This window comes from Microbacterium umsixpiens (assembly GCF_053543675.1).
Window position 1 is genome coordinate 11,650 of record NZ_JBLVOH010000114.1, and the last position, 12,048, is coordinate 23,697.

A 12,048-nucleotide genomic window follows, 5' to 3' on the forward strand; every position below is an offset into this window, starting at 1 on the left:
TGGTCTGAGCCAGACGAACACGACCATGATCTTCATCAACCAGCTCCGCGAGAAGATCGGTGTCTTCTTCGGATCACCCGAGACGACCGCCGGTGGTAAGGCGCTGAAGTTCTACGCCTCTGTCCGCATGGACATCCGCCGTATCGAGACGCTGAAGGACGGCACCGACGCGGTAGGAAACCGCACCAGGGTCAAGGTCGTGAAGAACAAGATGGCCCCGCCCTTCAAGCAGGCGGAGTTCGACATCCTCTACGGTGTCGGTATCTCTCGCGAGGGCAGCCTGATCGACTTCGGTGTCGAACATGCCATCGTGAAGAAGTCGGGCTCGTGGTACACCTACGATGGCGACCAGCTGGGTCAGGGCAAGGAGAACGCACGGACTTTCCTGCTCAACAACCCCGACATCGCGCTGGCGATCGAGACGCAGATCAAGCAGAAGCTCGGCATCGGCGGACCAGCCGCCGTGCCTGCTGCAGCAGACGAGCTCGCTGAGCGTCGTCCGGCCTGATGAGTGACACTCGTGGGGGCGATCCCGACCGGATCGCCCCCATCATTCCGCTCTTCGGACGCGCCGTGAAGAAGGCCGATCCGCTTGCTGTCGCTCCTGGCGCCGATGACCTCTCAGACGGCGCTTCCGCGGGCCCCGGTGACGCAGGCCAGTGGCGGTCCACATGGGATGCGCGAGAGCGCACCTCTCGCGCCGAAAGTCGGCCCCAGTCCGGCAGCCCCAGCGACCGTCATCCCGCGCGTGGGGCATCAGCCCGAGCTGGGTCGGAAACATCGAAGACCGCGCCGAGACTTCACGCGCTCGGGATCCCACCCGTCGCGCAGGGAATTGCTGAGGAGCCGGGAGAGCTCGACGATATCCGCACGGCGGCCGAGGAGTCCCTCGTGAGAAAGCTGCGGACTCGATCTCTCTCGGTCTCCGAAGCGCGTCAGGCGCTGAGGGGGCACGGGCTCGATAACGCTGTGATCGACGACGTGATCGACGACTTCTGCCGTCGTGGCTACCTCGACGATGCCGCTCTTGCCGGTGTTCTGGTGACATCGGGGGTCGAGCGGAAGGGACAGGGGAGGGTCGCTCTGTCGCGCGCACTCGCTCAACGGGGTATTCCTCGCGACGTGATCGACGCTGCACTCGACGAACTGCCGGATGATGACGATGAACGGGCCCTCGAATTCGCCCGCAGCAAGGCACGTTCGTTGGGCCGACTCGACAACGACACCGCCCTTCGGCGTCTGGTGGGACAGCTTTCGCGACGCGGCTACAACGGCTCCGTCGCGATGAAGGCTGCCAAGCAGGCGTTGCGGGAGACCGGCTCGATTGCGTCGAACTCGGGTGTCCGATTCGTCGATTCGGACTGAGCGGGCGACGCAGCATCCGCATCCACACGGCTCGTAGAATGGGTTGATCATGACTATTCCGCGCAGCGAACCGACGATCATCAGCGCCTCGTCCGCAGCCGTCGACGAAGACGGACGCCAGCGATCGTACGAGGTGCGCACTTTCGGGTGCCAGATGAACGTGCACGATTCCGAACGGCTCTCCGGATCGCTGGAAAGCGCCGGCTACGTCCGTGCACTCGACGGCGCCGAGGCCGACGTGGTGATCATCAACACCTGCGCGGTGCGCGACAACGCCGCCGGAAAGCTCTACGGCACCCTCGGACATCTCGCCTCCGTCAAGCGTCGTAAAGAAGGTATGCAGATCGCGGTCGGCGGCTGCCTGGCCCAGATGGACAAGCAGGCAGTTCTCGACAAGGCGCCCTGGGTGGACGTCGTGTTCGGCACGCACAACATGGGGTCGCTGCCCGGGCTGCTGGAGCGTGCACGTCACAACGGCGATGCGGAGCTGGAGATCCTCGAGTCGCTCGAGGTGTTCCCGTCGACGCTTCCGACGAAGCGCGACTCGGCGCACAGCGGATGGGTGTCGATCTCGGTCGGCTGCAACAACACGTGCACGTTCTGCATCGTCCCGAGTCTGCGTGGCAAGGAGAAGGACCGGCGTCCCGGCGACATCCTCAACGAGATCCGCCTCCTCGTCGAAGACGGCGCCATCGAGGTCACTCTCCTCGGCCAGAACGTGAATTCGTACGGCGTCGAGTTCGGCGACCGACAGGCGTTCGGAAAGCTGCTGCGCGCGGCCGGCGAAATCGAGGGACTGGAGCGCATCCGTTTCACGAGTCCGCACCCTGCGGCGTTCACCGACGACGTGATCGACGCCATGGCCGAGACCCCGAGCGTGATGCCGCAGCTGCACATGCCGCTGCAGTCCGGCAGCGATCGCATCCTCAAAGCGATGCGGCGGTCGTACCGCAGTGAGCGTTTCCTCGGGATCCTCGATCGTGTCCGCGCGCGCATCCCGAATGCCTCGATCACGACCGACATCATCGTCGGTTTCCCGGGGGAGACCGACGAAGACTTCGAAGACACGATGCGCGTCGTCGAGCAATCCCGCTTCTCCGGAGCCTTCACCTTCCAGTACTCGATCCGCGAGGGCACGCCCGCCGCGACGATGGAGGATCAGGTTCCGAAGGAGATCGTCCAGGAACGGTACAACCGCCTGATCGCACTCCAGGAGCGAATCTCGCTGGAGGAGAACCAGAAGCAGGTCGGACGCCAGGTCGAGGTTCTCGTCTCGACGGGCGAAGGCAAGAAAGACGCCGAGACGCACCGGCTGACCGGCCGTGCCGAAGACAACCGTCTGGTGCACTTCGAGGTCACCGCCGGCTCGGACCTCCCGCGGCCCGGCGACATCGTCACGGTCAGCGTCACCCATGCGGCCCCCTTCCACCTGCTTGCCGACGATCCGACCGGAGCGCCGCTGCGCATCCGTAGAACGCGCGGGGGTGACGCCTGGGATCGCTCGCAGGCGGAATCGTGCGCGGTCCCGACTCCGGCGTCCGACGGCGGCCCGCGCGCTGTATCCCTCGGTCTGCCCACCCTTCGCGTCGGAGTGTGAGCGAACCGCGCCTCTGGGCGATAGTCGGAGCCACAGGAACCGGGAAGAGTGACCTCGCGCTCGATCTGGCGGAGGCTCTCCGTGCCCGCGGTAACCCGGCCGAGATCGTGAACGCCGACGCCATGCAGCTCTATCGTGGGATGGACATCGGCACGGCGAAGCTCCCTGTCGCCGACCGACGCGGAATCCCGCATCACCTCTTCGACGTTCGTGAAGTGGATCAGGACGCGGCCGTCGCCTGGTACCAGCCCGTAGCGCGAGAGGCGGTCGGCGCGATCCACCGACGCCGAGGCGATGCGATCCTGGTCGGCGGTTCGGGCCTCTATGTCTCGAGCGTCGTTTACGAGTTCCACTTTCCACCGAGAGACCCCGAGATCCGTGCAGGGCTGGAAGCAGAGCTGGAGTCGCACGGGCTGGACGTTCTCCTCGATCGGCTCCGGTCGGCGGACCCGGCAGCAGCGGCGAAGGTCGACCCGCGCAACAGCCGACGGGTCATCCGCGCCCTCGAGGTGCTCGCGCAGGGGAGCAGTACCCACGGCGCGTCACTGCCGGAGAAGCCCGTGCTGTGGCAGCAGCGCACGAGGCTGATCGGCCTGCACGTCGAACGCTCCCAGCTGGTCTCCCGCCTGGATGATCGCGTCGAGCGGATGTGGGAGGCCGGGATACTGACCGAAGTCGCTGCACTGAGGCAGATGGGCCTCGAGCGGGGTGCCACTGCCTCCAGAGCGATCGGGTACGCGCAGGCGCTGGGCCAGCTCGATGGCACCCTCACTGCGGCGGAAGCCATCGCCGAGACGCAGGCGCTCACACGCCGCTACGCCCGTCGACAGGTGTCGTGGTTCAAGCGGTATCCCGACCTGGAGTGGTGGGATGCTCCGGCGGACGTGGGGGCACTCCTGGCCGAGTGAGCCAGCGCGCCGCAATCGACCGTCGCGATGTCGGAGGCAGGTGCGAGGCTCGATGCATGGCCACCCACTTCTTCACCGCATCCAGCCTCGACGGATTCATCGCGACAGACGAGCATTCGCTCGACTGGCTACTGACCCAAGACGTCGACCCCGACGGGCCGATGGGCTACAACGCCTTCGAGAAGAACATCGGCGCGCTGGCGATGGGTTCGTCGACCTACGAATGGGTGATGAAGCACGAAGAAGGACGATGGGGCTACAGTCAGCCCACCTGGGTGTTCACGCACCGCGAGATCTCGCTCCCGGAGGGTGCCGATGTGCGGCTGACGCATGACGACGTGCGCAGCGTGCACGCCGAGATGCTCGCTGCCGTCGCGGGTCAGGACATCTGGATCGTCGGTGGGGGAGATCTCGCGGGTCAGTTCGCGGACGCAGGTCTTCTGGATGAGGTGTGGGTCCAGTACGCGCCGGTGACGCTGGGCTCCGGTGCCCCACTCCTTCCGCGGCGGCTCGACCTGGAGCTTCTCGAGGTCGCGCGAAACCGCAACTTCCTCTGCGGTCGCTACGCCGTCGTCTCGGCCGGAGCCGCGGAGTGATTTCGTCGAACGCTTCCGTGGCGGGATGCGCGGCGTCTCCGCGGTATGGCCGCGCTCTCTAGACTGGGGAGCATGGTCGCATTCACCAAGGGTCACGGCACGGGCAACGACTTCATCATCATCGCCGACCCCGACGGGGCGCTCGATCTCACGGTGGAGCAGGTCGCAGTGCTGTGTGACCGCCACTTCGGGATCGGTGCCGACGGCATCCTCCGGGTCGTGCGGTCGGCCTCCATCGCCGACGGTGCTGCAGCGCTGGCGGAGGAACCCGCAGCCGAGTGGTTTATGGACTATCGCAACGCCGACGGGTCGATCGCGGAGATGTGCGGCAACGGCATCCGGGTCTTCGCGCACTATCTCGTACGGGCAGGTCTCGCGACCATCGAACCGGGAGCGACGCTCCCGATCGGTACCCGTGCCGGTGTGCGCGACGTGACGCGCAGCGCGACTGGATACCAGGTCGACCTCGGCCGGTGGAAGCTCTCCGGCGACGATCCGCTGGTGCGGGTCGACGGTCTTCCGGTCACGCGTCCCGGTCTCGGAATCGATGTGGGCAATCCTCACGTGATCGTGGCGATCGCGTCTGAGCATGAGCTCGGCGTGCTCGACCTGCACCGCGCGCCGGACCTCGATCCCGTTCTGCCGGCCGGTGCCAACGTCGAGTTCGTCGTTCCGGGCGAGCCGCTGGTTCGTGACGGAGTCGGGCACGTGCGCATGCGCGTGTTCGAGCGCGGCGTCGGTGAGACCCTCAGCTGTGGTACCGGTGTGGCTGCCACCGCACTCGCCGTCCGCTACTGGGCGGGGGAGAACGCCCCGAGCAACTGGCAGGTCGAGGTGCCGGGAGGAACGCTCGGAGTGCGGATGTTCCCTGCAGAAGACGGAGAGCACGTCGCCCTGTCCGGTCCGGCTCAGCTCGTCTTCAGCGGAGAGATCGAACTGCTCTGACCGAAGCCGGATGGCCTCATCGTTGCCGGGGCGGCCCGCTCCGGATCGAAGCGGTCAGAGCCCGGACAGTGCGATCGGCTCGGTCGGCGGCGTTCCGTGCTTGCGAACCTTGAGGATGCGATAGCCCTTGCCGGTCGCGGTGCGGAAGACGCTGTATCCCGGCTGGAACGTCGAGCCGATCCAGCGCTGCAGCGAGTCGGCTCCGAGATTGCGCTGCACGACGAGCCAGGCGTCGCTGCGTTCGTCGAGCCGCGGTATCCACCTCTCCAACAGTCCGTGCAGTTCATTCTTGCCCACGCGGATCGGCGGATTTGAGCGGATGGTGCGGAACGAGACGTGCTCGGGAACATCGTCGGGCAGCGATGCGTTGATATTGGTGAGCCCGAGGGACGCGGCGTTGCGGCGCACGAGATCGAGGGCACGCTCATTCACATCGACGGCCCAGACCGTGGCATGCGGAGCGGCGAGGGCCATCGAGATGCTGACGGGGCCCCAGCCGCTGCCGAGGTCGAGAAGATTGCCTCCCGGGGGAACCGGGGGCATGTTGGCGAGGAGCACTGCAGTGCCGGCATCCAACCGATCCGGGCTGAAGACGCCACCGGCGGTGGTGACTTCCAGCTCTCGGCCTGCGAGTGATACACGGATCCTGCGCAGATTCTCGGGGCTTGCCGGGGCCGCAGTGAAGTAGTGGTCTGACCCCATACGGTGAGCGTACCGGACAGCGCGGGCTAAGGTTAAGGCTCGCTACAAAACCCCCAGAGACAAGGAACGGATGACGGATACCACGACACCCTCCAACGGCGACGACACGGTCGATCGCGTGCTCGCGAACGCAGAGAAGCGCTCCGACGTCCACGTGTTCGGGGCAGCGCAGGCGCTGCAAGACGAGTCGACCGCCGCGCACGCCAGCACGGACGGGGCGCAATGGGATCTCGAAGACCGTCACGCTCTTCGCCGCGTCGGTGGACTCTCGACCGAGCTCGAGGACGTCACCGAGGTCGAGTACCGCCAGCTTCGCCTGGAGAACGTCGTCCTCGTCGGTGTCTACCCGCAGGGTGCGCAGGAGGATGCCGAGAACTCGCTGCGTGAGCTCGCCGCACTGGCCGAGACCGCGGGTGCCGTCGTGCTCGATGGCGTTCTGCAGCGTCGCCCGCACCCGGATGCTGCCACGTATCTCGGGCGCGGCAAGGCGCAGGAGCTCAAGGACATCGTCGCCGCGGTCGGGGCCGACACGGTCATCGCCGACACCGAACTCGCGCCGAGCCAGCGACGCGCGCTCGAGGACGTCGTCAAGGTGAAGGTCATCGACCGCACCACCGTGATCCTCGACATCTTCAGCCAGCACGCGAAGAGCAGGGAGGGCAAGGCGCAGGTCGAGCTCGCTCAGCTCGAGTATCTGCTCCCTCGTCTTCGCGGGTGGGGCGACTCCATGAGCCGACAAGCCGGTGGCCAGGTCGGCGCCGGTGGTGCGGGCATGGGATCCCGTGGTCCCGGTGAGACCAAGATCGAGCTCGATCGGCGGCGGATCCGCACCAAGATGGCGCTCCTGCGTCGGCAGATCCGTGACTTCGGACCGGCTCGTGAAGCGAAGCGTGCGGAGCGCAAACGCAACACCATCCCCTCGGTGGCGATCGCCGGCTACACCAACGCGGGCAAGTCGAGTCTGCTCAATGCGCTCACCAGTGCCGGCGTCCTGGTCGAGAACGCCCTCTTCGCGACGCTGGACGCGACCGTGCGCCGATCTGAGACCGAAGACGGCCGTGTCTACACGCTGACCGACACCGTCGGCTTTGTCCGCAATCTCCCGCATCAGCTCGTCGAGGCTTTCCGTTCGACCCTGGAAGAGGTCGGAGGGGCTGACGTGGTGCTCCACGTCGTCGATGCGTCGCACCCCGACCCGGCCGGTCAGCTGCAGACGGTACGCGATGTCCTCGGCGATGTCGGAGTGCGTGACCTGCCCGAGATCGTCGTCTTCAACAAGGCAGATCTGATCGACGACGACGAACGCCTGGTGCTCCGCGGTCTCCAGCCGCACGCGCACTTCGTGTCGTCACGCTCCGGTGAGGGAATCGCCGAACTCCGTGCCGTCATCGAGGAAGCACTCCCGAAGCCGGCGATCGAGGTTCACGCGGTGATCCCGTATGACCGCGGCGACCTCGTGGCGGCCATCCATGAGACGGGGATGCTCCTCGAAGTGGAGCATCGAGAGGCCGGCACCGCCGTGCACGCGAGGGTGTCCGAGCGCCTCGCGGCAGAACTCGCTCCCTTCACCGTCGTCAACTGACCCGGCTCACCGGGCGAGGAAGCGCGCCTCGACCGTCGCGGAGATGACGATCTCCTCCGGCTCGTATTCCATGGCCGGGGCTGCATCTGCGGCGAATGCCACGCCTCCGCGAGCCTTCATCATGGGCGCACCCGGCATCGGCTGCCCGCTCGAGATGAGACCGACATCGGCGATCTCGAGCGGCGTGACCTCGTCGAGACCGAGAGCCCCCGCATATGCCTTGGCGTGGGTGACGGCGACGCTGACGGCCTCGGCGGCCACCTCCCGCTCGATCTCCGTTCGTGTCACGCGGGTGAGGTGCCAATCGACCCAGCCCACCTCGACGCCGTCCCAGGGCGAGATGTCCGAGACCCATATCGAGAGTTCCGATGCCTCTGCGAATGTCGCAGTGAAGTCGATGCTCGCGTAGAAGACGGGTGTGAGGCGCTTGCCGTCGTTGTTCCAGGGTCGCTCGGCTCGCACGGAGAGTCGTTTGCTGGTCCAGTCGACGACGCTGCCCTCCTCTGCCCGCTCCGTGATGCTGCCGCGTACGGGCTCGGCCAAACGCATCACGTGCTCGACGACGGTCGTGCGCTCGGAACCCTCCGCCCGCACGCTGACCCGGATGGTGGCGCGCTCCGGCGCGACACGCGCCTCGTGTTCGCCGCGGACTGTGACGGTGACTTCGCTCATGCGCTGACTCTACGCCAGCGCTCCGGGCGCCTGCGGAATGGCGAATGGCCCGTGAACGTTGTAGTCTGTGATGCTCGGGTGTTCGTCGCCCGGGATGGTAATTCCATAGTGTGACAGCGGCTCCTTCGAGAGAAGGACCACGGGGCTGATCGGTTTCGACAGCGCCTGTGAATCCACGAGAAGCGGGCCGAGGATGCAGAGTTATCTCGTTAACGCTCTCTGCAAAAAAATAGTTGCCGAAACCAAGCGCAACGACTTCGCCCTCGCTGCATAAGCGAGCCCGATAGTCCGTCAGGCCGTATGTGATTCCGATACGGATCCTGGCGTCATTTAGGAATCTTGCTGCGTGATGGCGTCTGGACGTCACGTGGGACTCTTCCCAGGCTGGGCTCGTCGACTTAGGTGTCTGTGACAAAGGTCGGAGCCGAGTAGAACGTCTTTACAGACTGCGCCCGGAGAAGGCGTGGAGACTCAGCGTTGGACGGGGGTTCGATTCCCCCCAGCTCCACCAAGCCGTTGTCACAAAAGAAGCCCCGTGCTCTCCTTCCAGGAGGTCACGGGGCTTTTTCGTGTGCGGGAACGGCGTGTCACTCCACCGTCTGCGTATAGGGCACCGCCAGCACAGCATCCGCATATCCCGCTGCCGAGAACCGGATCGTGATGATGCCGTCCCAGAAGGAGGTCCCTCCGTTCGGTGTCTCCGCGCCGAACATGAATGCCGCCTCAGGGTCGGCGAGATAGGTCGAAACGGTCGGCACCGTCAGAGTGCCTGCCGCGATGACGGTGCTGAAGACGAACACGCTGTACAGCTGGTCGTCTGCAGCGCCCTGCAGGAGTGTCCACCCGCTGATGCCTCCATCTTGGGAGGGAGACCCTCCGTCGTAGAGGTAGAGCCCCTGTGCGCCGGAGTTGGCACCGGTGCCCTGCCAGGAGATGGTCGCTGTGACCTGTGTAGGAGCGGCGGGAGCCGGCGAAAGGGCGAGCTGACCGCTCAGGGTGAACTCGGAACTCCACTGCGGGCCCGTGAAGGCGAGGACCACGCCGGTTGCGTCGATCGCGCCTCCGCTCGCCGCTTGGGCCGGTGTGGCTGCCGTGAGGGCAATCACGGGGACCGACCACGCCGCCGCGCCGATGACGGTGCGGCGAGAGATCGTGGGACGCGCAGGGAGAGGGCGTTCGTCGGGCACGGAGCATCCTTCGGGGAGAGGTGAAGCGGTCCGACAGCAGAAGGGCCTCGGAGCGAGCAAGAGAGTAGCAGAGGCAAGCGGCCGGGGAGGCGCGAACGGCACCCGCTGGTTCCGACGGGGACCTATATTGAGGTCTGTGGAATCGACCCCCGAAACTCTCGCGACCGGTCTCACCCGAGCGGAGGTGGCCGAACGCGTCGCGGCCGGGAAGACGAACGCCTTCGTGGCGGACACGAGCCGCAGCGCGTGGAGCATCGTGCGGGCGAACGTCTTCACGCTGTTCAACGGCATCGTCTTCGCGTGTTTCTTCATCCTCTTCCTGGTCGGGCGGTGGCAGGATGCGCTCTTCGGGCTCGCCGCCTTCGCGAACGCCATCATCGGCTGTGTTCAGGAGTTCCGAGCGAAGTCGGCTCTCGACCGCCTGGCACTGATGAACGCACCGCGCGCTCTGGTGCTCAGGGAAGCTGCGGAGGCGGAGATCGCCCCCACCGATGTCGTCCTCGACGACGTGCTGGTCCTGCGCGCCGGCGAGCAGGTGCCGGCCGACGCCAGAATACTCACGGCGCGCGGGCTGCAGATCGATGAGTCGATGCTCACGGGCGAGTCCGACCCGGTGGAGAAGCAGCCGGGCGACGAGGCGCTTTCGGGCGCGGTGGTCGTCGCCGGCGAGGGAACCGCGCGAGCGACCCGTGTGGGCGCCGACTCGTACGCCAACCACTTCGCGGGCGAAGCGAAGCGTTTCTCGCTCGTCTCCAGCGAGCTCCGCTCGTCGGTCAACCGGGTCCTGAAGTGGGTGAGCTGGGTGATCGGACCGGTGGGGCTGCTCGTCCTGAACGCGCAGATCATCGTCACGGGCGGGTACGCCACCGTGTTCTCCAGCGGCGCCTGGGTGCAGGCCGTCGTGAACACGATCGCCGCGCTGACGGCGATGATCCCGCTCGGGCTGGTGCTCATGACGAGCATCGCCTTCGCCGTCGGTGCGTCGAAACTGGCACGCAGGCAGGTTCTGGTGAATGAGCTGCCCGCGGTCGAGGGGCTCGCCCGGGTCGACGTCGTATGTCTCGACAAGACCGGCACCCTCACCGTGGGGGAGATAGGGTTCGACGAAGCGCATGGACTCTCCGGGCTCACGTCGGAGCGTGCGGAGGCGGCAGCGGCGGCGCTGGGCTGGTATGCCGCCTCTCCGGATGCGAATGCCACGGCGCGATCGATGCGAGCGGTGTATCCGGCCGGGTCCCCGCTCGCGGTCGCGGAATACATCCCCTTCTCCTCCGCACGCAAGTGGAGCGCAGTCTCCTTCGAACAGGTCGCCGGGACCTGGGTGATGGGTGCGCCGGAGATGGTGTTCGGCGATGCCGCGACTTCCGACGAGACCGAACTCGGGCGCACGGTCACCGCGCTCGCAGAGACCGGCCGACGCACGTTGGTCCTCGGCTACGCGGAATCGGCGTTGTCCGAGGCGGATGTCGATTCCGAGCGGCTTCCGGATGGTGTGGTCGCGGCCATCGTCCTCACCTTCCGGGAGCAGGTGCGCCCCGACGCCGCCCAGACGCTCGAGTACTTCGCGCGGCAGGATGTGGGCATACGGATCATCTCGGGCGACAACCCGCGCACGGTCGCGGCGATCGCGCGAGAGGTGGGAGTGGACGTCGCGGAGGGCTTCGACGCACGTCGCCTTCCCGATGATGACGCCGAACTCGCAGACGTGCTCGAAACCAACTTGGTGTTCGGACGCGTCTCACCCGAGCAGAAGAAGCGCATGGTCGCGGCCCTGCAGAGTCGCGGGCATACCGTGGCGATGACCGGTGACGGGGTCAACGACGCCCTCGCGATCAAGGCCGCCGACATCGGTATCGCCATGAACACGGGATCGCCCGCCACGAAGGCGGTGGCGCGATTGGTGCTGCTCGACGGGCAGTTCTCACACCTGCCCGATGTCGTCGCGGAGGGGCGTCAGGTCATCGCGAACATCGAACGCGTATCGATGCTCTTCCTGAACAAGACCGTGTACGCCACACTTCTCGCGATCATCTTCGGGGTGTTCGTGCTGGAGTTCCCGTTCCTCCCGCGCCAGCTCTCCATCACCGACGGTCTCACCATCGGCATCCCGGCGTTCTTCCTCGCGCTGATGCCCAACGCGGCGCGTTATGTGCCCGGATTCCTCCGGCGATCGTTGAGCTTCGCCATTCCCTCGGGGATCATCGTCGCGCTCGGCCTCACGTGGTTCACCTTCGTCGCGCGCGGTCTCGAGGCGCACGAGGAGCAGCTGCGCACCGGAGCGACCGTCATCCTCGCCGTCGTCGGCATCTGGGTGCTGGCCGTGCTCGCCCGCCCCCTCAACCGCTTCAAGGTGCTGGTCGTGGGTGCGATGTTCATCCTGCTCATCGCCGTGTTCTCGCTTCCCCTCGCGCGACAGTTCTTCGTCCTCGTCGATCCGGGGGAAGACCTCGCGATCGCGCTCACCGGGATCACGGTCGTGATGATCGCGGCGATC

At 66.4% G+C, this 12,048-nt stretch carries 10 protein-coding genes, 1 other RNA gene and 1 pseudogene; 9 read left to right on the plus strand and 3 right to left on the minus strand.

What is annotated here, in order from left to right; translation table 11 throughout:
- The 6 genes from ACNPM4_RS11465 to dapF form a co-directional block, all read left to right on the plus strand.
- On the plus strand, positions 1-508 hold a 508-nt coding region (locus ACNPM4_RS11465; RefSeq protein WP_473965303.1), incomplete at its 5' end, for a recombinase RecA family protein.
- Positions 509-969: 461 nt separating this feature from the next.
- On the plus strand, positions 970-1,365 hold the full coding sequence (locus ACNPM4_RS11470; RefSeq protein ID WP_051662439.1) for a regulatory protein RecX: 396 nt from the start codon (positions 970-972) through the stop codon (positions 1,363-1,365).
- Between the two features lie 49 nt (positions 1,366-1,414).
- Positions 1,415-2,962, plus strand: coding sequence for a tRNA (N6-isopentenyl adenosine(37)-C2)-methylthiotransferase MiaB (miaB, locus tag ACNPM4_RS11475; RefSeq protein WP_105709800.1), 1,548 nt, complete (start codon positions 1,415-1,417; stop codon positions 2,960-2,962).
- Positions 2,959-3,870, plus strand: a complete 912-nt coding sequence (gene miaA, locus ACNPM4_RS11480; RefSeq protein WP_448985790.1) for a tRNA (adenosine(37)-N6)-dimethylallyltransferase MiaA — start codon at positions 2,959-2,961, stop codon at positions 3,868-3,870. Before miaB ends, miaA begins: the two co-directional genes overlap by 4 nt.
- Before the next feature lie 56 nt (positions 3,871-3,926).
- Positions 3,927-4,466: a dihydrofolate reductase family protein gene (locus ACNPM4_RS11485; protein ID WP_448985791.1), complete on the plus strand. Its 540-nt coding sequence runs from the start codon at positions 3,927-3,929 to the stop codon at positions 4,464-4,466.
- 72 nt (positions 4,467-4,538) lie between these two features.
- On the plus strand, positions 4,539-5,411 hold the full coding sequence (gene dapF / locus ACNPM4_RS11490) for a diaminopimelate epimerase (protein WP_448985792.1): 873 nt from the start codon (positions 4,539-4,541) through the stop codon (positions 5,409-5,411).
- 54 nt (positions 5,412-5,465) lie between these two features.
- On the opposite strand, the gene ACNPM4_RS11495 is transcribed toward dapF, so the two are convergent.
- A complete protein-coding gene (locus tag ACNPM4_RS11495) occupies positions 5,466-6,113 on the minus strand; it encodes a class I SAM-dependent methyltransferase (protein ID WP_029263599.1) in 648 nt (215 codons plus the stop codon).
- Positions 6,114-6,408: 295 nt separating this feature from the next.
- On the opposite strand from ACNPM4_RS11495, the pseudogene hflX reads away from it, so the two are divergent.
- Positions 6,409-7,695: pseudogene (gene hflX, locus ACNPM4_RS11500) on the plus strand (GTPase HflX); the annotation flags it as partial.
- Positions 7,696-7,701: 6 nt separating this feature from the next.
- On the opposite strand, the gene ACNPM4_RS11505 reads toward hflX, so the two are convergent.
- The gene (locus ACNPM4_RS11505; RefSeq protein ID WP_448985793.1) at positions 7,702-8,367 is read right to left on the minus strand and encodes an SIMPL domain-containing protein; all 666 of its coding nucleotides are present in this window, start codon (positions 8,365-8,367) and stop codon (positions 7,702-7,704) included.
- 141 nt (positions 8,368-8,508) lie between these two features.
- On the opposite strand from ACNPM4_RS11505, the gene ssrA reads away from it, so the two are divergent.
- Positions 8,509-8,878: a transfer-messenger RNA gene (gene ssrA, locus ACNPM4_RS11510) on the plus strand.
- Positions 8,879-8,954: 76 nt separating this feature from the next.
- Here the strand turns inward: ssrA and ACNPM4_RS11515 are convergent.
- The gene (locus ACNPM4_RS11515; protein WP_029263596.1) at positions 8,955-9,554 is read right to left on the minus strand and encodes a hypothetical protein; all 600 of its coding nucleotides are present in this window, start codon (positions 9,552-9,554) and stop codon (positions 8,955-8,957) included.
- A 136-nt stretch (positions 9,555-9,690) separates the two neighbouring features.
- On the opposite strand from ACNPM4_RS11515, the gene ACNPM4_RS11520 reads away from it, so the two are divergent.
- A partial coding sequence (locus tag ACNPM4_RS11520; RefSeq protein ID WP_448985794.1) for an HAD-IC family P-type ATPase occupies positions 9,691-12,048 on the plus strand: 2,358 nt, incomplete at its 3' end.